This window comes from Microbulbifer maximicatervae (SeqCode) (assembly GCF_052467815.1).
Window position 1 is genome coordinate 167413 of the sequence record NZ_CP174326.1, and the last position, 22698, is coordinate 190110.

Here is a 22698-nt window from a genome sequence, read left to right on the forward strand (position 1 = left end):
TAACAGTATCACTGTATGCACATACAGATTAAAACGCAGATAGTGGCCAGATCGGACTAAAATTCAGTGGTGGAATCGTGGGCAGCGCAGAAAACTTCATAGAAAACAATCAGTTAGACAGCCAGGCAAAACACCAGAAACTGGCACAGCTACTCACCAGGGCCGATATCTGGCAGGCGGCAAATGAGCCAAGGCGGCAGCGAAACGGTATCGCCAGTGGTTATCCAAGCCTCGATATCCTCCTAGCGAACCACGGCTGGCCAAGAGGGGCCACTACTGAGCTACTCATGGACCAGATGGGTATCGGTGAACTCACCCTAATACTTCCGGCCCTGGCAGATCTCACTCAGAGGGGGCAAATGGTCGTACTGGTCAATCCACCCCATATCCCCTATGCGCCCTCATTAGCCAACAGCGGTATCCGCCTTGAGAACCTGCTGATGCTGCACCCCCGAGGCCCCAAGGATACTCTCTGGGCGATCGAGCAATCCCTACAATCCGGAAGCTGTGGTGCCTTACTCAGCTGGCAGGGGCGGCAATCCCTGAACCATAAAGATCTTCGTCGCCTGCAACTCGCTGCCCGGAATGGGGACTGTCTGCACTTCCACTTTCGCCCTCAGTGTGAATCAGCAAACCCCTCACCCGCGAGCTTGCGCCTACAGCTCACACCCAGGGAAGGAGAGCTGGCACTAAGGCTTTCAAAGCAATTGGGTGGAAATTCAGGCCAAAACCTCTATTTGGCAAGAGCAGCAAAACTGGTCCGACGGGACCAACCAATGCACTGAACGGTTTCGAGGGATAGCTCCATGCTCTGGCTTTGTATTCAATTCCCCAGGCTTCCGTTAGAGGTTCTGACCCGCGCTCAGCAACAAGGAGAAGAGGCTCTACCCCAAGTTGTGGTTGAAAAACAGTTGGTGATTGATAAAAACCCAGCGGCATCCCAATGCGGCGTTGAGACCGGGCTCAGTATTGCTACTGCGTCTGCTCTCTGTGCAGACTTACAGCTGCTACAACGCGATTCCCAGCGGGAACAACAAGAATTACAGCAACTGGCCCAGTGGGCATACAGCTTTACACCACTTGTATCACCTCAGTCCGCAGGGCCTATGAGCAATAGTGAGAGCACTCCCGCTCACCTCTACCTGGAACTGAGCGGCTGCCTAAAAGCCAGCGGTGGCTTCAAGGTGTTGATACAACAGCTGAGCGATGAGCTTGAGCAGATGGGAATCCACAGCCTGATGGGCCTCGGCCACAGCCCCAGTGCGGCTCATATGCTAAGCCAACTGACAGAACACCGGCACTGGCTTGCGCAATCAGATTCTCCGCCCAGCCCTCAGCAGTGGAGACAGTGGATTAGCTTTGCCCCATCCAAGCTCCTTAATTGCGATAACAAAACTATTTCCAAGCTCTACGCATGTGGTATCAAGCGAGTAAGCCAGCTGCTCGCTATTCCACTCTCTGAGGTAGGCTCTCGTTTTGGTCGTCCATTTGTGGACTACCTGGCACGCCTGAACGGAACTCGCCAAGATCCAGTCTGTAGTTATCAGCCTCCAGTACAATTCCGCAGCGAGCTATTTTTCCCCAGCCCCTTGGATAATAGCGAACAGCTGCTATTTCCTATCGGTCGCCTACTAAGGGAATTATGCTCCCAGTTGCAGCGACGCCAGCTCTACACACAACAATTAAATTGGCATATGGATTTCGGCCAAAATGAATCTCAGGAAATAACCGTAGAACTCTCCACTCCGCAGTTGGACCCTCAACGCCTAATAGCACTAACCAAGCTGCAAATGGAAAGAGTAACTCTTAATCAGCCAGTGCAGTCCATCAGCTTAAATTGTAAGCATTTACTCCCCTTGGAGCAGGGATCACTGGATGAAGATTTATTTGGTGAAGGCAGCCGACATAAACGCAGCCAACAGCTATTAGACAAATTAAAAGCCCGCCTCGGTCATCAAGCACTCTCGGGAATTGCCCTAAAAGAAAGCTACCTACCAGAGCAGGCCTGGCAAAATACAGATACCCTGATAATTAAAAGTAACGCTAAGGGACAGCAAATTAAGCCCATCCAAGCACCGCGCCCCAACTGGCTATTAGCTCATCCAACCAAACTGGAAAGTAGCGAACACAAATTATTTTATCAGGGAGAGCTTCAACTATTACAGGGGCCAGAGCGAATTGATGGCTATTGGTGGCAGCACGGGCGTCATGGGCGGGATTACTATATCGCAAAAAATAGAAGAGATGAGCTCTACTGGGTCTTTCAGGATCTTACAACCGAAGAGTGGTTTTTACATGGTGTTTATAGCTAAGCCTAAACCCCTTTCTTAATACTGATCTTCACCAAAACCCAAATCCCATCACAATCAACAGATAGACGCCGAGAGAATCAGCATGAGGTACGCCGAACTCTTTTGTCAAAGCAACTTTTCTTTTCTGCAGGGGGCATCGCATCCGCAGGAATTAGTCCAAACTGCTTACAACCTGCAATATACAGCCCTTGCTATCACCGATGAATGCTCCCTTTCCGGAGCCGTTAGAGCCTATAAAGAACTTGAAACCATCAAGTCTACAGACTCTAAAAATCCCGAGTTTAAACTAATTTTTGGCAGTTATTTCCGGCTCCATAACAACATAGAAATAGTTCTACTGGCTCCGGACAAAACTGCCTACAGCGAGCTATGCCAGTTAATTTCAAAATCACGCTTAAGAGCGGAAAAAGGAACCTACATTACTTATCAAAGTGACCTGGTAGAGTTATGCAAAAACCTAATTGCCATCTGGATTCCAAATTTTAATAAGATAGAAATACCTGAAGAAATCAAGAAAACCTTCAGCGAACGGCTTTACATTGCCATCAACAATCACCTACACGCAGAGGAAAGCCTTAAGTCCAATAGAATTAGTGAGCTTGCAAGAAGAGAGAATATTTCCTTGGTTGCAACCAATCATGTCTTGATGCACTGCTATAGCCGAAAGCCACTACAAGATGTACTCAACGCAAATTACCATAACTGTACCCTGGATAATCTAGGGTATCGTATTGAGCAAAATGCTGAACGTTATCTTCGCAGCTTAGGTGATATCCAGTCGTTACACTCCAAAGAGTCTATAGACAATACCAACCTCATTGCCAAACAGTGTACTTTTTGCTTGAGCGAACTCAGTTACGAATACCCATCAGAAGTTATCCCTCAAGAAAGTAATGCGAGTAGCTATTTAAAAAAGCTAGTACAAATAGGAAGGGCTGCTCGCTGGCCACAGGGTCCTGAAAAGAGAATTGATGAGATTATCAATAAAGAACTCGCAATAATAGCAGAACTGCACTATGAGCATTACTTTCTAACCATTTACGATATAGTCCAGTTTGCCCGCGAAAATCATATCTTGTACCAGGGCCGAGGCTCCGCAGCCAATTCAGTAGTTTGCTACTGCCTATTCATCACAGAAATAGATCCTCATAAAATTGGATTGCTATTTGAACGGTTTATCTCACGGGAACGCAATGAACCCCCAGATATTGATGTAGACTTTGAACACGAACGACGTGAAGAAGTTATTCAGTATATTTACACAAAATATAGCCGCGAAAGAGCTGGACTTACCGCTAGTAAGATCACCTACCGCTTTAAAAGTGCCGTAAGAGATATCGGCAAAGCCCTTGGTATCAACGCTGCCACAATAGAACAACTTATTGCTGAACGCGCCTGGTGGGACACTCTAGATAGTTTCCCCCAGCAGATGCAGAAAGTAGGAATAGATCCGAGCAGCGCAATAGGAAAAATATTCCCACAGTTACTGCAGCAAATATATGGTTTTCCAAGACATCTATCGCAACATGTAGGCGGTTTTGTTATTACGGAACAACCATTGCACCAGCTGGTTCCTATTGAAAATGCCGCTATGGAGGATCGCACCCTAATCCAATGGGACAAAGAGGATATTGAAGATTTAAAACTAATGAAGGTCGATGTGCTCGCCCTGGGAATGCTGACAGCACTGCGTAAATCCCTGAGTTATATCGCTCTATACGGCCCCAAATTGCGATTGCAGGATATTCCCGCTGAAGATCCACAGGTCTACGAAATGATGTGCAAGGCCGATACCGTTGGAGTCTTTCAAATTGAATCTCGCGCTCAAATGAGCATGCTACCAAGATTACAACCCCGAAATTTTTATGAGCTTACTATAGAAATCGCCATTGTCCGCCCCGGGCCAATTCAAGGCGGTATGGTACACCCCTACCTTAAGCGCAAGCAGGGGTTGGAGACCGTGCGCTACCCTCATAACAGCTTACGGCCAGTGCTTGAGCGCACTCTCGGTGTTCCTATATTTCAAGAACAAGTTATTCAACTGTCGATGGTCGCAGCAGGGTTTAGCGGCGGTGAAGCGGATGAGCTTCGCCGAGCCATGGCCAGCTGGGGAAAAAATGGAGACTTGTATAAATTCAGGGATAAGCTTGTGCGGGGAATGCAAAGTAATGGCTATAGGGAAAGTTTTGCTGAGCAGCTCTTCAACCAGATGAAGGGGTTCGGTTCCTATGGTTTCCCCGAATCTCACTCTGCAAGCTTTGCGCTTTTAGCCTATTTTTCCGCCTGGATTAAATTTCATCATCCAGCAGCCTTTTACTGTGGACTGCTCAATAGCCAACCGATGGGATTCTATGCGCCGGCACAGCTGGTTTATGATGCTCAACGCCACGGAGTTAAGGTTTTGCCTATTGATGTACTTTATAGCTATTGGGATCATACTTTAGAGCTTAAGACACCTAAAACTGAAACTAAGAATCATGCATCCAGGCTTAACAAAACGAACCATGGAAAAAAGTCTCACGACATAATTGTCGCACTTCGCATTGGCATGCGTTTAATTAAAGGAGTAAAACAATCAACATCAAAGCTAGTTGCTAATCTTAGACTGGAAAATCCAAAGTATAACTTAAGACAACTGTTTCAACGCCCAGAACTCAAAGAGCAAGTTAACTACTTAGCCCAGGCTGATGCACTTAAAAACTTAAATGGAGGGCGACGGAAGAATATCTGGAATTCTATTAATGTTTCAGAGGTAAATAGAGAACCCCCTCCATATTCCAGTTATTCCAGCATGGAAAACACCAATGATGATTACAGCATCACTAGCCTGAGCCTACGCGAGCACCCTATTGGCTTCCTTCGGAAACAAAGAAAATTTCATCACACAAAAAAAGCAATCGAAATCATAAATTGTAAAAATGACCAAAGAGTATCTGTGATCGGATTGGTAACTTGCAGGCAAAGGCCTCAAAGCGCTTCCGGGGTACTATTTCTTACTTTAGAAGATGAAAGCGGGTCAATAAACATCATCTTATGGAAATATACTCAAGAAGCATTTAAGAAAGAAATCATAAAGGGGCGCATATTACAAATAAACGGACGAATCCAAATATCCGCCTCACATAAGGGAAACGTGGCACAAACAACCTACCTGCAAGGGGAACATATTTTCCGCCTAGAGTAGAGCTACAACAGCCTTAAATTCGCCAGCCTACAACTCTCCATATTTGAACTCAACATCAAATGTAACAGAAAAGAAAAAGACACTGCATATCAGAAAACAAAACCAAACTGCCGTCAGTGATGTTGCGACCCAAGCGGGGCACCAAGTGGATAAAAACTGAAACAATCTCATACTACCGCCCCAAAAATAGTAAATTCAACACAGAAGACATATCAGAAAAAGTTACTTGGCCAACCAACAAGAAACCCAGCCACACAAAATGCACCGTTAACAGTACACAAAAGCCTTCCCACACTCTAACCCAAAAAACTGATCCTACCGAAGGCAATATAGGCTTCAGCCGTGTATACCCCTGCCAGCATAAAATGCCCAGCCAATGATATACTCCCCAAGCAAAGTATCTCAGAGATAACTCATGCCAAACACCAATAACCAGCAACGAAGCAAGCACGCTCGCACTGGCACTTCGAGTATTAGCCATAAAATACTTATAAATATACTCATTACTCCAACTAGTAAGTGAGATATGCCAACGACGCCAAAATTCTGATATATTCTTAGCGAGATAAGGCATAGCGAAATTCTCGCCAACCTTGTACCCCAAGGTATATGCCAAACCAATAGCAATATCAGAATAACCAGAGAAGAGCAAATATAGGTTAAGCCCACCCCTGACAAGCTCAAGATATTGCCAAAACTGTGATTGCTCACTGGTAATTTCAACCACCCAGTGAGGCCAGGCTAACTCCAGGAAAAAACCGGAAATAATTACTACTTTTACGTATCCGTAGATAATCCTCTCCAGCCCTTGCGAGAAAAGCTCATAATCCCATCTATGCCTACGGCGATCCCGTTCAAACTCGCTAAATCTATGTATCGGCCCCATCCAAATTGTTGGCAAGAAAAATAAATAAGGTATTAACGCAGATAGTGATACCTGACCCAAATTACCTCTTCCTCTCTCAAAGATAACATGCATGCACCTCAGGGAGTAAAAAGATAGACCTAAAGGGATTACACCTACAGTAAAGAAATCCGAATTCAGGCTTAATCCGGATCCGACCGCCTTATAAATAAGTAATGCTGCAATGATTAGTAAAACCGAAACGGTATTTCTAAACTGACTGACCTGACGCCCTCCAACAGCAATAAAACACAGTAGTGCCATTAAAACCAGGATAAGGCAAGAATATTTATCCACCCAAAAAAGAAACGAAAAAGTAACCAAGGAAACGATTTGGCTACGATATTTAACCGGCGAAAGCCAAAAAAGTACAATCCCAGAAACAGCCCAAACAACCCATTCAATGGAAACAAAAGTGAAATCATCCATTGCTATTTTTGACTCATTGAATGTACTAACAAACTATTCTGATATCGCCGACGAGCTACATCTATAGAAATGGGAGCTTCTACATCCAATAGATCATAACCGCAAACCTCTAATAGCGGATTAAGCTTTTCAGCCACTTGCGATATCAGAGGTGAGGGCAATCCCTTCCATTTTGAGAGACTCTCAGTATCGACAATTTTCCGCTGATAACTCTTATGATCACTAAAACCTATAACTTCTGACCCACTAAATCCATTCGACAAAATAGACTTATCAAAAGCCTCACCAAGAACTGAAAAGATTTGAGCAAGAACTTCCTCTGTATCTGTAACCAAATCTTCATATCGCACTATCAGGCAGTTGTCTTCTTGACGCTCCCCCAGAGACAGCAATGATTGTGTTGTTTCAATCCAGGAATTCACAAACGCTTCGATAGGCCTAGGGTATTCTTTAATGTAACTATGCATCACTTTGGGGTAAACCCCAGCGGCATCACAAAATTCAACTGAACTAACTGCCACATCCAGTGGGTGGCGTATAATACCCAAATAAAAAACCTGATCTTCAAGGATTCTTTCTATCGAATCCAAATAGAAAATATCAAATGCGGTTTTCTCCGCCCAACGTCTTTTTCCCTGACGCTCGGCAAACCTATTCAAGAAACCAAACGCAAACTCTCTCAACTCCTGTAGTACAACTTCATCATCAAAACCAGCAAAATTAAGCCCTGACAATACCCCCATATCAACGCCATCCGCGGTATGATCCCTGTCAATAAAGCGTGCACAGGCACTAAATAAATGTGTTTCAGGTGGGGATGCTATAGCCTCATGCAAATTAAGAAGCCGACGCAATAAAGTTGTACCAGAGCGAGGGTGCCCTAAAACTGTAATACCTTTACCAAATTTCATCACACCCCTACCGCCTCCACTTCTTTTTCCAGCAAGCAGACCAAATCACCTAAAGATCTTATTTTTAGTACATCAGATGCATCTAACTTTATCTGAAACTCGCTCTCAACTACCATTAGCAGCTCTAGAAAAGCCAGTGAATCCCACTCCCTTAAATTATCTGGACTTGTTTTCAATGAAAGAGTTTCTATAGATACGCGAAAGACTGATGCACCCAGCATAAGAACTTTATCGCATATATCGGATTCTTTTCCGGAGAATATATCAGATTTTCCCCCTATATCGCCCCCTACCTTTACCTTAAGCGTCGGCAAATCCACTTTTCCGGATGGCCCATATGGCAAGCCTTCAACTTGAATAATTTTATTCGGCAGCTTTTCCTTAGCCATCAAGTCCCGGCAATGTATGAAGATATCGTTTATAGGCAAAGGATTACAAGAATGAGAAACAACGCAAGCAATTACTTTTTCACCAAGCAACTGATCTGGCAGCCCAATAACTACTGCTTCATCAATCCCCGGAAACGCTTTCAAGATCCCAGACACCTCTTCCGGAATAATATTTATCCCACCCCGTATAATGATATTTTTTATTCGCCCAACAATATATACAAAACCGTCATCATCCAACCTTGCCAAGTCGCCAGTATAAAACCAACCATCCTTCAAAACTGCACTAGTGGCGCCAGGATCATCAAGATAACCCTGCATCATTGCTGCGGTACGAATACATAGCTCACCACTTTTTCCAGGTTCAACTTCACAACCCTTCGGGCTAACAATTTTTACATCACATTGAACGGGCTTGCCAACACTTCCCACTCGACGAGAGGTTTCATCTGGCCCGCAATAAATTGACTCACAAACAGTTTCAGTCAAGCCATAGCAGTTTACGATCCTAGCAGTAAAACGCTGCTCAAACCTCTCCCAAACCTCTTTATCCAGAGGCCCTGCTGTCGACTCCACAAACTGAAATTCAGGAGAGGAAAAGCTATCATCAAACTCTTCCGGCAGGCGCTCTATCATGCCAAGCACTGTAGGAACAGTAATAAAATGCGTTGCTCTTTCTCTATAGATTAAGTCCAGCACTTGACCAATATTTTGCATATCTGGGGACGGTGGAACCAACCATTGGCTTTTTACAACTAATGGCAGCAAGACCCCCTGGTTGAGACCATCTGTATGGTGGAGGGGAAGGTGATTGGCGATTACAGCTCCTTTAGAAAGACCAAAATGCTGTATAAAGGCTTCCATTTGAGCATATAAACTGGCATGGGTATGCACGACACCTTTTGGCTTTCCCGTTGTCCCCGAAGTAAACAGGACTAACCCCGCAGTATCTGAGGATAACTCCAGAAAATCTGAAGCCGCCGACTCAAAATCCAACATTGCAGGGTATCTTTTCTTTAAGGAATTCTTTTTTTCCTTACTGACAAACAGAGCTGGATATTTAGCCTTCTTAACAGCACAGTCAATCTCGACCACTTTTTCAGATTCAGCTCGCTGTAAACTATATACGCGAGAAAAAATCTGACTATCTATAAAAATAATAGCTGGGTCGCTTTTCTTCGTTAAAAGCTCTAACTCAGTACCTGAAGCATCGGGGTCCAATACTATCGCTGTAACCCCCTCCAAAAGAGAAGCAACATAAAGTACGGCAACAATATGCTTTTCTTTACTGACAATTAAGGCACGCTGACCTGATACCACACCAAGCCGCCGCAGTAAGCCTCGGGTATTACATATCAAGCTCCAAAACTCACTGTACTTTAAGGTTGCGTCCTTCCCCTTAAAAAAATATCCATCTCCATTGATACTTTGAAAACTCTCCTTAAATAGAGAAACTAACGGACTATAGATATCTTTAGACACAGGCTATCCTCCAACCTTTAGTTTTTTTTCCAGTTCAGCCGCCAACCAAGCTGTATATACATTCCTTCCTTTTGTATTCAGGTGTACGACATCACAATATTGGGAATCCGAGAAATTATATTCAGGACGAGCAGTATAAAAAACAGGCTCATCTTGCGGGATAGGAAATATAGAGCGTCCCTTTGGGGATACCGGAATCGAGACAACAAGCAAAGGGATCCCCAAGTGTCCTAACTCACTTAGAAAGTCGGTTACCGTCTGCGGCCGCTCCTGGATGCTACTGAAGTAAGCCCACTTTAAGAAAAAGTCACGTCGCTCTTCTGCAGTCTCAGATTTACGCATAACGCCGCATCCCATAGAAACTTGGAATTTTTCCTGATCAAATACAGTTTCCCCTTTTATTGACCCGAAATATTCTGACTCAATAAAACGGCGAGCATAATAGATTCGCGATTCCAAAGTCCGCTTTTTAGTCAACATTTCTTGCTGGATCACTATCAAATCTGGTTTTGCATCATAGATATCTGGGAACAATCCTCTAAAGTCTTTTAAGATTGCCATATCATGGGTAAGCCTAAGCACTTGTACGGGAACATGAAGCTGCTTAGATAGTATTACAGAAAAGTCTTCACTTAATGGGGTGGCATAGCGCAACCTGGAATCCCCCATCATCACAATCTTCACCACTTCGTTTCCAGAGTGAAATTGGTTCATTCTAGGCTGGTTGTATTCGGCAAACTCAGATAATGGAGGGATATCTGACAGCAGGCCGTAATAGAAGTAGCCTGCAGAAAGTGTTAAAAGAAAAAGTGAAAATAACCAAGTAGAGATAGGAATCGCAATTTTTTTATAAAGAAAAGACATTTTCAACTATAGAGGATCAAATATACTAAAGCTCACAATAAACCATTCAGGTTTAACTGCTATTGTAACTACTTATCAAAGTCCTGAGCTTCTATTTAGCTCTTTAGTTTACCCTTCAAACTTAAAATAACCCCCTAAACTTGCCTACCATAATCATTTCCCATAATAAGCAGAAAGTTTTTGATAAAGTACTTTATCCATACCAAAAGTCGATAATCTTTCAGGCTCACCATTCCCCAGGCGAACAGTGACACCTCCATACTCATCAATCAATAATGTCCCCGACATCCCGTAAAGTCGCCCCGGTTGCACGAACACCTTTAGCCCCCCTGCTGTGGAGCGATAAGTATATAAGCCAAAGCCATAACAGCGAATAGCTGTCTCCATATCACAAGTTCGACTACTAGTATCTGACAGGATGTTCATGGGCACTTGATCCAACATTGGCAGCACAGCACTAGCTAATGCCACAGCGCTTCCCGTTAGGCCTGCTGAGGATGCTAATGCATTAAAATCAAATTGGCTGGTGTACCCCTTACCATAAATAGGGCTATTGCGAAAATCGTATTCGACTTCATCAGGATAATAGCCTGAAGCTATAAACTTTATCCCGCGAGAATGCAGATCATAGTTTTGCAAAAGATACTCTTTATATGGCCGCTCATGAGTCTGCGCCAATACAGCCCCCAGAAGGCAATAACCTAAGTTTGAGTAACTCTGCCTTTGACCCGGTTCAAAATCGAGGCTTACCTCCCTAAACTTTGCCATTTTATACGGACACCAGGGTTCTTCACCTGGCACCACAACTGGGTCAGGTGTCAATTTTCGATCAAACCCCCCTGAATGCTCCAGAAGGTTCCTGACCGTAATTCTGTTAATTCGTGAATCAGCCACCTCGCCCGATATACTCAAGATATCCACAATCCGATCATTAAGGTCAATGTCTCCGGTATTAACGCCACGAAGAATACTATCAACCGTAAAAACCTTTGTAAGGCTTGCATACCGGAAACGGCTATCAACAGAAACCCTGGAAGAAAATAAAGTTGACCCCATCCAGCCACTTTCACAATGGTACAAATTACCCTCAGGAGAGATATAGGCCAATTGATTTGCTAGCGCTCCTCCAGATGAAATAGCGTACTCCAAAGCCTCAGGCATCCAATGAGGGGCAAAATTAGAGCAGCGTATAGAAGATTCAGCAGCGATAGCCTCAAAGGAATATAGGAGCCGTTTAATTCTGTAAGGGTTAGCTACCCATTGGTGAATAACAAATGCAGCCAAAATGCCCAGTGAAATGTAAGCAGCCAGTTTTTTTAGCACAAAATCCCCTTATATAAAAAAGGGCACCGTAGGTGCCCTTTATATCGCTGCTTTCACCGGAGTTAGCAAAAGAGGCAGTTTTTACTCGGCCTTAGTCAGCCGCTGCCGCTTCCTCTTCCTCTTCACAACCGGTAGGCAGATATTTAGAGTCTGCAGAAGAAGAGCAGCTCCACACGCCATCAGTATCACGAGCCCAAGTCAGATCTGCATTAGTTAGGGCCGCAGCTGCATTTTGGCCAAATGCCGCCACGATAGACGCTGAGCCATCAACTGCAAGCGTAACAGTCAGGCCGCCTTGGATGTCATCTTCTTCAGCAGCAGCACCAATCATCAGATCGCCAGCACCAGCAAATGCGGTAATCAGGTTACTCTCGGTCCAACCCAGCTCACAGTCAGCTGCATCGGTAATACCTTCCAGTAAACAGCTCTCAACAGCCGTTTTCAGGGAAGCAGTTTCCTGCATTACACGGCTCACCTGTGACTTAGCGACGTAAGTCTGGTACTGCGGGATCGCTACCGCTGCCAAAATACCGATGATCGCAACTACGATCATCAATTCAATAAGAGTAAAACCCTGTTGCTTTTTCATTGTAACCGTCTCCATACAGACTTTAGATAGTGAATCCCGCTAGGGAGCGCATCCCGTGAGGAAGTCGACAAGCAAGATACAAGGTTTATGCCAACTCTTGCAAGACATACGATGGTACGAGCTTTGTTAATGCGACTGGTAGCACAGTTCTATCGATTTGGCGGAAAAGCCAAATTTGAGATCGACAAAGCAAGATGATAACTGACAAAAAATGTCAGTTTTGGCCAAACCAAGACAATAAAGAAATAACAGATCCGGTCGTGAGCTCCACTATTTGGCTCTCGGCACCTTATTCGCTATATTGCCAACCCTATATTTAGTGGTACCCCTTGCAATATAAACATTCGATTGCAGCAATAGCCGGCTTCGCAGCAGTATCGATGATCAGCGGCTATTTTTACGAGTAATCTTTCGGTATGAGTAACATCCCTTTAAGTGGCCTCGCCAAGAAATTGGTAGCAGACAACATTCTTGACCAAGCAACAGCCCAGTCGGCCTTAAAGGCCGCCCAAAGAGCTGGCCAGGCTTTTGCTCAGCATGTGATAGAAGCAAAGCTAATCAAGAGCAAGGAACTCGCCAATATTGCCTCCCAAGCTTTTGGCTCTCCGCTACTCGATCTCAGCTGCTTTAATTTCGAGCAGCTGCCCAGGGGCATTGTGGATGAGAAGCTCATCAACAAACATTTTGCCCTCCCCCTATACCAGCGTGGTAACCGGCTTTTTATTGCGGTGGCCGACCCCACCAACCTCGCCGGCCTGGATGAAATAAATTTTAACACCGGATTAAACACAGATGCGGTACTTGTAGAGGCTGATAAGCTCAGCAAAGCAATAGAGAGCTACCTTTCTGACGGTGATGATATCGGGGCCGGATTGGAGGGTATTGATGATGATGAACTCGACGCCCTGGATGTCGGTGGCGATGAGCAGAGCCAGGATAGTGATGATGCCCCTGGGGGAGATGAAGCTCCTGTTGTTCGCTTCGTCAACAAAGTCCTACTCGACGCAATCCGTACCGGCGCATCTGATATTCATTTTGAGCCCTACGAAAAATCTTACCGCGTCCGCCTGCGTACCGATGGCGTTCTTCACGAAGTAGCCAAGCCACCTATACAGCTAGCACCTCGTATTTCTGCCCGCTTAAAGGTGATGTCGAAAATGGACATCTCCGAGCGTCGCGTCCCCCAGGATGGGCGCATCAAAATGAAGCTGTCGAAAACCAAAGCTATTGACTTCCGTGTTAACAGCTTACCGACACTTTGGGGAGAGAAAATTGTTTTGCGGATTTTGGACCCGTCTTCAGCCAAACTGGGAATTGATGCACTCGGCTATGAGGATGAGCAAAAAAAGATCTACATGGATGCCCTGGCACAGCCACAGGGAATGATTCTGGTAACCGGCCCCACTGGATCGGGGAAAACAGTTTCCCTTTATACAGGCCTAAATATTCTCAACACACCAGAACGCAATATTTCAACAGCCGAAGACCCTGTAGAGATCAACCTGGAGGGCATTAATCAGGTTAACGTATCATCCAAGGTAGGACTGGATTTTGCCGAGGCACTGCGCTCTTTCTTACGCCAGGATCCGGATATTGTCATGGTGGGTGAGATCCGAGACCTGGAAACAGCAGAAATCGCGATCAAGGCAGCACAAACCGGCCACTTGGTTCTTTCAACACTTCATACCAATTCTGCCCCTGAAACCCTAACCCGCCTTATGAATATGGGCGTCCCCAGCTTCAACATTGCAACCTCGGTCAGCGTTATTATCGCTCAACGACTTGCGCGGCGTTTATGTGGAGAGTGTAAAAAGCCCACAACGCTCCCACCTGAAGTTTTAACAGCCGAGGGGTTTGATGCGGTAACAGTACCAGAAAACGAGTGGACAATATTTCAACCAGTCGGCTGCGATCATTGCTCGAAAGGCTATAAAGGGCGAGTCGGCGTCTATGAAGTGGTTCGCATCACCGATGGTATCGCAAGAATTATAATGGAGGGAGGCAATTCAATTCAGATTGCCGACCAGGCAAAAAATGAAGGATTCAACAACCTAAGAACCTCAGCCCTACGCAAAGTTGTCATGGGCGTTACAAGCCTGGAAGAGGCTAATAGGGTCACGAAGGATTAGCACTTCGCGACGACTGATCTATAGCGGTATCCTAAGGAAAGGTCAGGCATTATTGCCTTTGCATTTAGGTTTCAGCCCTAAACACAAAGAAAACACCAAGGTCTGATAAAATCCACACTGCCAGCCTCATCACTGGCACCAAGAGACAACAGGCAGGAATAATAACTATGGCCAACGCCGCAGCAGTAACATATATCTACAAAGGCGTAGATAGTAAGGGCGCAAAGGTCGAGGGTGAAATCAACGGAACCAGCCCTGCGCTAATTAAGGCCCAGCTTCGCAAGCAAGGGATTATCGCCAATCGCGTGCAGAAAAAGCCAAAACCTTTATTTGGCGGCGGTAAAGGTAAAGTAAAGCCTGTCGATATCGCCATATTTACTCGCCAAATGGCGACCATGATGAAAGCCGGTGTCCCTCTGGTGCAGAGCTTTGACATTGTTGCAGATGGCTCCGACAACCAAGCCCTTAAAGAGTTGATATTAAAAATTCGGAGTGAAGTTGCCTCTGGCACAGGGTTTTCCGAGGCACTCCGTAAACACCCCGTGTACTTCGATGATCTGTTTTGTAACCTGGTTGCCTCTGGTGAACAGTCTGGTGCCCTGGAAACTATGCTGGACAGGATTGCTACCTACAAGGAGAAAACCGAGTCTCTAAAGGCAAAGATCAAGAAGGCGATGACCTATCCTATCGCCGTCATTATTGTAGCTGTTATCGTCACATCCATTTTGCTGATTAAGGTTGTTCCTCAATTTGCACAAACTTTTGCGGGGTTTGGTGCAGACCTTCCCGCATTCACCCTCTTAGTGGTCAATATCTCAGAGTGGATGCAAGCCAACTGGTTTTATGCCCTGCTTTCCGTCATTGTTGGTGTCGGCGGTACGATTGAAATAAAGAAGCGTAATAAAAAAGTCGCTGAGGCTTTTGACAGGATTATGCTGCGTATTCCCATTCTTGGCACTATCACCTACAACTCAATTGCTGCCCGCTTTGCCAGAACCATGTCAACCACATTTGCAGCCGGTGTCCCCCTTATCGATGCACTCAAATCCGTTGCCGGAGCAACCGGCAACTGTGTTTATGAGGAGGCAACCCTAAAAATAAGGGACTCAGTTGCTACCGGTGTACCCCTTAACTTGGCGATGCGACAATCTGGCCTTTACCCCACCATGTTGATTCAAATGGCTGCAATTGGTGAAGAGTCCGGCGCTCTCGATGAGATGCTGGGTAAAGCTGCAGACTTTTACGAAGAAGCAGTAGACAACCTGGTGGATAATCTTACTACCTTGTTAGAACCGATGATCATGGCTGTTCTGGGTGTCCTTGTCGGTGGCCTGATGATCGCAATGTACCTCCCAATATTTAATATGGGTAATGTAATCTAAAGCCAAATGTTAGACGTACTCCAGAATCATCTAGCGCTGCTCATAGGCAGCGCCTTTATTTTAGGCCTCTTAATAGGCAGCTTCCTTAACGTCGTAATCCTGCGCCTCCCCGTTATGATGGAACGGGAATATAAGCGGGATTTCTATAGCTATTTTGATACAAAGCCCACTGCCCAAGAGCAAAAAGAGTTAAATAAGCCTTTTAACCTGATACTCCCCCACTCCCACTGCCCCAAGTGCCAGGTTGAGATTAAGCCCTGGCAAAATATCCCCGTCATTAGCTACCTTTTCCTTCGCGGAAAATGCGGTTCTTGCGGTACTGCTATTTCCAAGCGTTACCCAATGGTGGAATTGGTAACTGGTATTCTGACTGCCATTGTTGTTTGGCAGTTGGGCTTCACTTGGCAGGCATTAGCTGGATGCTTCTTTACTTGGGCTCTCGTTGCTCTAACAGGTATCGATTTTGACAAACAGCTGCTTCCAGACAGCATTACTCTACCGCTACTCTGGGCCGGTTTACTGATCAATATTTGGGGAGCTTTTACTTCTTTGCAGGACGCAGTCATCGGCGCTATCTCCGGCTATCTGTCACTGTGGCTGGTGTTCCATATCTTTAAGATTGTTACCGGTAAGGAAGGTATGGGAGCTGGGGATTTTAAAATCCTAGCAGCCATTGGCGCCTGGTTTGGCTGGCAAGTGCTGCCGTTAGTTATCCTACTTTCCGCTGCTGTTGGCGCAGCTGCTGGAATTTCCTGGAGTATTGCCGCAGGGCGGGATCGCAACTTGCCCATCGCTTTTGGCCCCTACCTTGCCGGAGCCGGCTGGATCGCCATGCTTTGGGGTGATCAAATCATGAGCTGGTATTTCAATATCTCTGGTCTTAGCAGCTAAACGACCAACTCACTATTCTCCACCTATTTGCTTTACTATGACCCCGGCCAGCTATCTGGCCGGGGTTTTTATTTATACCGCAACCTATTTATTCTTGGGGAGGGCAGCCATTGTTTACCGTAGGCTTAACCGGCGGGATCGGTAGCGGAAAGTCAGCAGCAGCTGGGTATTTCCGTGGCCTGGGCATTAATGTAGTAGATGCAGACTGGGCGGCAAGGGTTGTGGTACAACCGGGAAAGCCCGCTCTGGAACAGATAGCCCGGCACTTCGGGGCCGATGTCTTACTGGAAAGTGGCGAATTAAACCGGAGCAAACTGCGCACACTGATATTTGACGACCCAGGCGAACGGCAATGGCTGGAAAGTCTATTACACCCACTGATAAGAGAGGAGATAACCTCCTCACTGAACGCAAGTCAGGGGCCCTACGCGATACTGGAATCCCCCCTCCTGATTGAATCAGGCCAATATGAGCTCGTAAACAGGATTTGTGTAGTCGATCTACCTGAGGCTTTGCAGCTTGAGCGCGCCAGCGCGCGCGATAACAGCCAGCAGGAACAGATTCGCAAAATCATGGCGGCCCAACTGACAAGGGAGCAACGACTAGAGAAGGCAGATGATGTGCTGGATAACGCTAGTGACTTAGCCTCACTCAAAGCTCAAATAGAGCAGCTCCACCGGGAATACTTACGGATTGCTCGGCCGGAACAGTCGAGCTAAGGAGCCTCTGAATAACTCCGTAATGCCTCTGCGGGCCTTGAAGGTTGCAGATGTTAGGCGCAGCTCACCGCGAATGGCCGTAGCCCTTTGCAAGAGATGCAACGCAGCAGCTGTGGCCTTCAAGGCCCGCCCTCCGGGGCTTGCAGAGCGATTCACACTCCGCGTTGCGACCTCTTGAAAGGTCTAGACATTCCTGCGAAGCCGCGCCTTGATTGTGAACCGCTCTGCATGCCAGAGGTATCACGGAGTTATTCAGAGGCTCCCTAAGTTAATTAGAGTACAATTCCGATTCAGATCACTTTAGAGCCCAAGCTAACTTATGCCTAAATCCAGCGTAACGCCGACACTCAACTGCCCTACCTGCAAAAAGCCCATTGAGTGGAGCGATAAGTTTCCCTTCAAACCTTTTTGTAGCGAACGTTGCAAGCTGATTGATCTCGGCGAATGGGCTAGTGAGGGACACAAGATTCCCGGGGAGTCAGTGTATGACGATGTGCTGAGTGATGACCTGGACCCGAACAAGCCCCGCCATTAAGGCCATCCAATCCACTTGAACAGCTGCCTGCAAGCAGCTGTTCAAGATGAAGCTTAGGAGAAACTCCCTTTTACCGCTTCAATAATTGCTTGATTGGCATCGGGGAAGTGGAATTTATCCAGCTCCCCAGCAGACACCCACTTGATTTCCTGCTGCTCTCGCCCAAGAGCCTCACCCGTGAACTGCGTTACCTGCCAGGTATCCAGCAGCACGGTTTTTTCAGGGTAATCGTGACGAATTTCCACCAGCGGCTGCAACTCCTGTACTTCAATGGCCACTTCTTCAAGTAGCTCCCTATAGAGCGCCTCCTGCACAGACTCACCAGCTTCCACCTTGCCACCGGGAAATTCCCAGCGCCCTCCCATATGCAAATGGTCGGGACGGCGGGCAATCAGGATCTTGCCATCCCCTCGGGTTACTACACCGACAGCAACATGGACAACCTTACTCACTCTACTACCTCAAGTCCGATATTCTGCGTTGATGGTGACATACTCGTGAGAGAAGTCACAGGTCCAGATGTGCTCACTGCTGGCACCGCGACCCAGCTCAATACGGATTGTAAATTCAGGTTTTGAAAATACCTGCTCTCCAACCTGTTCTTGATATCCAGATGCGCGCCCACCGGCACTTACCACCTGTACATCATCGAGAAAAATTTCCACCTTATCGGTGTCTAATTCGCCTTGGATAGCATTGCCGATCGCCATAACCAGCCGACCCCAGTTGGGGTCTGAGGCATAAAGTGCAGTTTTCACCAGCGGAGAATCACCGACTTCAAAAGCTACCGTCAAGGCCTCTTCACTGCTGAGCGCGCCATCCACTTGTACGGTAACAAACTTGGTCGCCCCCTCACCGTCCCTGACAATGGCCTGGGCCAGCTCTATATGTATTTCCGAAATTGCCCTATACAGCTCCAGGTAGCCAGTGCTCTCAGAGCTGCTGATCATCTCCCCCCGCGCACCTGTGGCCATCAAAACACAAGCATCATTCGTCGAGGTATCTCCGTCTACGCTAATTCGATTAAATGAGGCCCCGACAACTTCGCGCACCATTTGATCTAGCAGGGACTGTGTCACACCGGCATCAGTGGCGACATAGGCCAGCATGGTAGCCATGTTCGGCTGGATCATGCCGGAACCTTTGGCAATACCGACAACGGCAATCTCTTCACCATTAATCATTAACTTGCGGCTCGCAATCTTTGGCCGGGTGTCCGTAGTCATAATGGACTCGGCCGCCAATTCCCATCCGGCGGGATCAAGCTGTCCAGCAGACCCCGGGATAGCAGTGAGTAACCTCTCCATCGGCAAGTGCTCACCAATGACACCAGTACTAAAAGGCAATACTTGTTCAGCAGAAATCTTCAGTGCATCTGCCACCGCCTCGCAAGTAGCCCGGGCATCCGCCAGTCCCCTTACCCCAGTAGCGGCATTGGCATTGCCGGCATTAACCACCAGGGCTCGCACTTCTCCTTTGGCGATATGCTCTTTGGCCACCGTTACCGGAGCCGCACAAAAAGTATTCTGGGTAAAAGTGGCTGCAACTGAAGTTCCTTCAGCAAGCTCAACCAACAACAGGTCATTGCGTTCCCAGTCTTTGATCCTGGCTGGCACACTGGCGAGGCGAACCCCTTCGACAACGGATATGGATAATTCAGGCATAAGAATAACGACTTTGGGCTATCACAGCTGCAGGTAAACCTAGACCCCAGTTCACCCAAACGGAATAGCGGAAATAAATGAGCGGCCGACATTATCAAAGCCGAACCTCAGTAAGGCAAGCCAAAAATAAACTTATCTGCGGAATTAAAATCTTTTTCCGCAGATAATTCTTTTACCGGTTAAAAAAATACCCCGCTAAGCGGGGCACTTTCTGAATTCAAGCAGTAGAGAACTAGCTCTGGGTAGAGGAAGCCAGCTTGCCGTGACACTGCTTGTACTTTTTCCCGGAACCACAGGGGCAGGGATCATTGCGCCCGACCTTAGGGCCGCGACGTTCTGGTGCCGGAGTAGCCTGCTGCTGCTCCTTGGGCTCATTTTCTGGAAGCGCCGAAGCTTGAGCGTGTTGCAGCTCAAGCTGCTGCCTGCGCTGCTCTTCCAGGCGACGCTGCTCCATCTCTTCCGCTTGCTCACGAGTCATCGGCTCTACGTGGGCAAGAATACGCACCACTTCATGCTTGAGGTTCTCCAGCATGCTCTGGAACAGGTGGAAAGACTCGCGCTTGAATTCCTGCTTGGGGTTTTTGTTGGCGTAAGCCCGCAATCCAATACCCGCACGCAGGTGGTCCATGCTGGAAAGATGCTCTTTCCACAACTGATCCAACACTTGCAGCATAATCTGACGCTCGATAGTCGGCATCAGATTGGCATCACCGGAAGATTCACCAATGCGGGAAACTTTTGCAGCATAGGCTTCCTGCGCGGCGACAGTAATCTTTTTCCGCAGGCTCTCTTCGTGCAGAGTGCGATCTTCATCGAGCCACTGCTGAACCGGCAACTGGATACCCAATTCACCAGAGAGCTGCTGCTCCAGGGCTGGAATATCCCACTGCTCTTCCACGCTCTGGGGGGGGATAGAACCGGAGACAATGCCGTCAACTACATCTTCACGAATGGCAGAGATCGTATCACTGATAACCTCAGCTTCCAGCAGCTCATTGCGCTGGCCGTAAATCACCTGACGCTGGTCATTGGCCACGTCATCGTACTCCAACAACTGCTTGCGAATATCAAAGTTGCGGCCTTCAACACGGCGCTGGGCTTTTTCGATAGCGTTGGAAACCATGCGGTGCTCAATCGCCTCACCGCGCTCCATACCCAGCATCTGCATAAAATTCTTCACCCGGTCAGAGGCGAAGATGCGCATAAGGTTATCTTCCAGAGATAAGTAGAAACGAGTAACACCCGGGTCACCCTGACGACCTGCACGACCTCGCAGCTGGTTATCAATACGGCGGGATTCATGACGCTCAGTACCGATAATATGCAGACCGCCCGCAGCGATCACCTGCTCGTGACGCTTCTTCCAATCTTCCTTAACTTGTGCGAGCTCCACTTCAGTCAGTTCGCGATCTTTTTCCTGGCCCAAGGCCGTCGCTTCAGCCTCCCAATTACCACCGAGAACAATGTCGGTACCGCGACCAGCCATATTGGTAGCGATAGTCACTGCACCCGGGCGACCCGCCTGGGCGATAATCTGTGCTTCGCGCTCGTGGTATTTCGCGTTGAGAACCTGGTGCTTAATGCCCGCCTTTTGCAACTTGCGGGACATTTCCTCTGAAGTCTCGATAGAGGCGGTACCTACAAGGATCGGAGCCTGCTTTTCGCGACAGTGCTTCACATCCTCAATAATCGCTTCCATCTTCTCTTCCTGGCTCAGGTAAACCAGGTCATTGAGATCTTCACGTTGAATTTGTTTATTGGTGGGGATCACCACCACGTCCAGGCCATAAATTTGCTGGAATTCAAACGCTTCTGTATCCGCTGTACCGGTCATTCCCGAAAGTTTGGGGTAGAAGCGAAACAGGTTCTGGAATGTTGTAGAAGCGAGGGTCTGGCTCTCACTCTGAATCTGCACACTCTCTTTTGCTTCCAGCGCCTGGTGCAGGCCTTCGGAGAGACGGCGACCGGGCATGGTCCGACCGGTGTGCTCATCAATTAACACCACCTGGCCGTTCTGAACGATGTAATCCACATCGCGGTTAAACAGCACATGCGCGCGCAGGGCGGCGTGCACATGGTGCAACAGGCCCAGGTTCCCAGGGGCGTAAAGGGACTGGTCTTCCTTCATCAACCCACTGCGTGACAGCAGGTCTTCGATTAATAAGTGCCCCTGCTCGGTCAGCTCAACCTGACGAGTCTTTTCATCAACGGTGTAGTGCCCCTCCCCACCTTCTTCGGCACGCTCCAGCTGGGGAACCAGCTTATTCATCGCCATATAAAGGTGAGAAGAGTCTTCGGCGGCTCCAGAAATAATCAATGGAGTACGCGCCTCATCGATCAGAATGGAATCCACCTCATCGACAATAGCGAAGTTCTGAGGGCGCTGGGTGCGGTCCTCTTTGCGCAACACCATGTTGTCACGCAGGTAATCAAAACCGAATTCGTTATTAGTGCCGTAAGTAATGTCAGCCTCATAGGCCGCTTTCTTTTCTTCCGGTGGCTGCTGGGAAACAATAACTCCCACCGTCATGCCCAGGAACTCATATACCGGGCGCATCCAATTGGCATCCCGCGAAGCGAGGTAATCGTTCACCGTAACAATATGAACGCCCTTACCTTCAAGCGCATTCAGATAGGCCGGCAGGGTTGCAACCAGGGTTTTACCTTCACCGGTACGCATTTCTGCAATACGCCCTTCATGCAAGGTCATACCACCGATCAGCTGAACGTCGAAGTGGCGCATTCCCATGGCCCGGCGACCCGCTTCACGCACTGCAGCAAACGCCTCAGGCAGAATTTGATCGAGCTTTTCCCCGTCAGCGAGTCGCTGTCTGAACTCATCCGTTTTAGCCCGCAGGCCTGCATCGTCAAGCTTCTGGAAATCCTCTTCCAAAGCGTTGATCTTTCCCACGACGCGTCGCATGCGCTTCAGCTCGCGGTCATTTTTTGAACCAAAGACCGATTTAATCAGTTTGCCAATCATTATCTAGA

The 22698-nt window shown here is 47.4% G+C and carries 17 protein-coding genes; 8 read left to right on the plus strand and 9 right to left on the minus strand.

Annotated features, from left to right (window positions below):
- Positions 1-77: 77 nt before the first annotated feature.
- The 3 genes from imuA to ACJJIW_RS00715 all read left to right on the plus strand — a co-directional run bounded on the left by imuA (position 78) and on the right by ACJJIW_RS00715 (position 5496).
- The gene (imuA, locus tag ACJJIW_RS00705) at positions 78-785 is read left to right on the plus strand and encodes a translesion DNA synthesis-associated protein ImuA (RefSeq protein ID WP_444936458.1); all 708 of its coding nucleotides are present in this window, start codon (positions 78-80) and stop codon (positions 783-785) included.
- A 21-nt stretch (positions 786-806) separates the two neighbouring features.
- On the plus strand, positions 807-2312 hold the full coding sequence (locus ACJJIW_RS00710; RefSeq protein ID WP_444936459.1) for a Y-family DNA polymerase: 1506 nt from the start codon (positions 807-809) through the stop codon (positions 2310-2312).
- A gap of 82 nt (positions 2313-2394) precedes the next feature.
- Positions 2395-5496, plus strand: a complete 3102-nt coding sequence (locus ACJJIW_RS00715; RefSeq protein WP_444936460.1) for an error-prone DNA polymerase — start codon at positions 2395-2397, stop codon at positions 5494-5496.
- 172 nt (positions 5497-5668) lie between these two features.
- Here the strand turns inward: ACJJIW_RS00715 and ACJJIW_RS00720 are convergent, their stop codons facing one another.
- The 6 genes from ACJJIW_RS00720 to ACJJIW_RS00745 all read right to left on the minus strand — a co-directional run bounded on the left by ACJJIW_RS00720 (position 5669) and on the right by ACJJIW_RS00745 (position 12387).
- The gene (locus tag ACJJIW_RS00720; protein WP_282933845.1) at positions 5669-6829 is read right to left on the minus strand and encodes an MBOAT family O-acyltransferase; all 1161 of its coding nucleotides are present in this window, start codon (positions 6827-6829) and stop codon (positions 5669-5671) included.
- Between the two features lie 2 nt (positions 6830-6831).
- Positions 6832-7740: a sulfotransferase family protein gene (locus ACJJIW_RS00725; protein WP_282933846.1), complete on the minus strand. Its 909-nt coding sequence runs from the start codon at positions 7738-7740 to the stop codon at positions 6832-6834.
- A complete protein-coding gene (locus ACJJIW_RS00730) occupies positions 7740-9611 on the minus strand; it encodes an AMP-binding protein (RefSeq protein ID WP_444936461.1) in 1872 nt (623 codons plus the stop codon). Before ACJJIW_RS00730 ends, ACJJIW_RS00725 begins: the two co-directional genes overlap by 1 nt.
- Before the next feature lie 3 nt (positions 9612-9614).
- Positions 9615-10475 carry a hypothetical protein gene (locus ACJJIW_RS00735; RefSeq protein ID WP_444936462.1) on the minus strand — a complete coding sequence of 287 codons (861 nt, stop codon included), beginning with the start codon at positions 10473-10475 and terminating at the stop codon, positions 9615-9617.
- A 153-nt stretch (positions 10476-10628) separates the two neighbouring features.
- Positions 10629-11624 (minus strand): serine hydrolase domain-containing protein, encoded by a 996-nt coding sequence (locus ACJJIW_RS00740; RefSeq protein WP_444936463.1) that lies wholly within the window; start codon positions 11622-11624, stop codon positions 10629-10631.
- Between the two features lie 265 nt (positions 11625-11889).
- Positions 11890-12387, minus strand: coding sequence for a pilin (locus ACJJIW_RS00745; RefSeq protein ID WP_444936464.1), 498 nt, complete (start codon positions 12385-12387; stop codon positions 11890-11892).
- A 416-nt stretch (positions 12388-12803) separates the two neighbouring features.
- Here ACJJIW_RS00745 and pilB point away from each other — a divergent pair, with 416 nt between their 5' ends.
- The 5 genes from pilB to yacG all read left to right on the plus strand — a co-directional run bounded on the left by pilB (position 12804) and on the right by yacG (position 18043).
- Positions 12804-14516 carry a type IV-A pilus assembly ATPase PilB gene (gene pilB, locus ACJJIW_RS00750; RefSeq protein ID WP_282933852.1) on the plus strand — a complete coding sequence of 571 codons (1713 nt, stop codon included), beginning with the start codon at positions 12804-12806 and terminating at the stop codon, positions 14514-14516.
- Positions 14517-14683: 167 nt separating this feature from the next.
- Entirely contained in the window at positions 14684-15898 is a 1215-nt protein-coding gene (locus ACJJIW_RS00755) for a type II secretion system F family protein (protein WP_282933853.1), read from the plus strand.
- Positions 15899-15904: 6 nt separating this feature from the next.
- A complete protein-coding gene (locus ACJJIW_RS00760) occupies positions 15905-16789 on the plus strand; it encodes a prepilin peptidase (RefSeq protein WP_444936465.1) in 885 nt (294 codons plus the stop codon).
- Positions 16790-16899: 110 nt separating this feature from the next.
- Entirely contained in the window at positions 16900-17508 is a 609-nt protein-coding gene (coaE, locus tag ACJJIW_RS00765) for a dephospho-CoA kinase (RefSeq protein ID WP_444936466.1), read from the plus strand.
- 319 nt (positions 17509-17827) lie between these two features.
- On the plus strand, positions 17828-18043 hold the full coding sequence (yacG, locus tag ACJJIW_RS00770) for a DNA gyrase inhibitor YacG (protein ID WP_108734183.1): 216 nt from the start codon (positions 17828-17830) through the stop codon (positions 18041-18043).
- 53 nt (positions 18044-18096) lie between these two features.
- Here yacG and mutT read toward each other — a convergent pair whose 3' ends face one another.
- The 3 genes from mutT to secA form a co-directional block, all read right to left on the minus strand.
- Positions 18097-18495: an 8-oxo-dGTP diphosphatase MutT gene (gene mutT, locus ACJJIW_RS00775; RefSeq protein ID WP_444911373.1), complete on the minus strand. Its 399-nt coding sequence runs from the start codon at positions 18493-18495 to the stop codon at positions 18097-18099.
- A 9-nt stretch (positions 18496-18504) separates the two neighbouring features.
- Positions 18505-19707 carry a bifunctional glutamate N-acetyltransferase/amino-acid acetyltransferase ArgJ gene (argJ, locus tag ACJJIW_RS00780; RefSeq protein ID WP_444936467.1) on the minus strand — a complete coding sequence of 401 codons (1203 nt, stop codon included), beginning with the start codon at positions 19705-19707 and terminating at the stop codon, positions 18505-18507.
- A gap of 232 nt (positions 19708-19939) precedes the next feature.
- Positions 19940-22690 carry a preprotein translocase subunit SecA gene (secA, locus tag ACJJIW_RS00785; RefSeq protein ID WP_444936468.1) on the minus strand — a complete coding sequence of 917 codons (2751 nt, stop codon included), beginning with the start codon at positions 22688-22690 and terminating at the stop codon, positions 19940-19942.
- Positions 22691-22698: the final 8 nt, after the last annotated feature.

What these genes read in the sequence shown, in the direction of transcription:
- yacG (WP_108734183.1), top strand. Translation starts at nt 17,828, where the DNA reads ATGCCTAAATCCAGCGTAACGCCGACACTCAACTGCCCTACCTGCAAA.
- ACJJIW_RS00760 (WP_444936465.1), top strand. Translation starts at nt 15,905, where the DNA reads ATGTTAGACGTACTCCAGAATCATCTAGCGCTGCTCATAGGCAGCGCC.
- ACJJIW_RS00715 (WP_444936460.1), top strand. Translation starts at nt 2,395, where the DNA reads ATGAGGTACGCCGAACTCTTTTGTCAAAGCAACTTTTCTTTTCTGCAG.
- secA (WP_444936468.1), bottom strand. Translation starts at nt 22,690, where the DNA reads ATGATTGGCAAACTGATTAAATCGGTCTTTGGTTCAAAAAATGACCGC.
- pilB (WP_282933852.1), top strand. Translation starts at nt 12,804, where the DNA reads ATGAGTAACATCCCTTTAAGTGGCCTCGCCAAGAAATTGGTAGCAGAC.
- argJ (WP_444936467.1), bottom strand. Translation starts at nt 19,707, where the DNA reads ATGCCTGAATTATCCATATCCGTTGTCGAAGGGGTTCGCCTCGCCAGT.
- ACJJIW_RS00735 (WP_444936462.1), bottom strand. Translation starts at nt 10,475, where the DNA reads ATGTCTTTTCTTTATAAAAAAATTGCGATTCCTATCTCTACTTGGTTA.
- ACJJIW_RS00720 (WP_282933845.1), bottom strand. Translation starts at nt 6,829, where the DNA reads ATGGATGATTTCACTTTTGTTTCCATTGAATGGGTTGTTTGGGCTGTT.
- ACJJIW_RS00755 (WP_282933853.1), top strand. Translation starts at nt 14,684, where the DNA reads ATGGCCAACGCCGCAGCAGTAACATATATCTACAAAGGCGTAGATAGT.
- ACJJIW_RS00725 (WP_282933846.1), bottom strand. Translation starts at nt 7,740, where the DNA reads ATGAAATTTGGTAAAGGTATTACAGTTTTAGGGCACCCTCGCTCTGGT.
- ACJJIW_RS00710 (WP_444936459.1), top strand. Translation starts at nt 807, where the DNA reads ATGCTCTGGCTTTGTATTCAATTCCCCAGGCTTCCGTTAGAGGTTCTG.
- ACJJIW_RS00745 (WP_444936464.1), bottom strand. Translation starts at nt 12,387, where the DNA reads ATGAAAAAGCAACAGGGTTTTACTCTTATTGAATTGATGATCGTAGTT.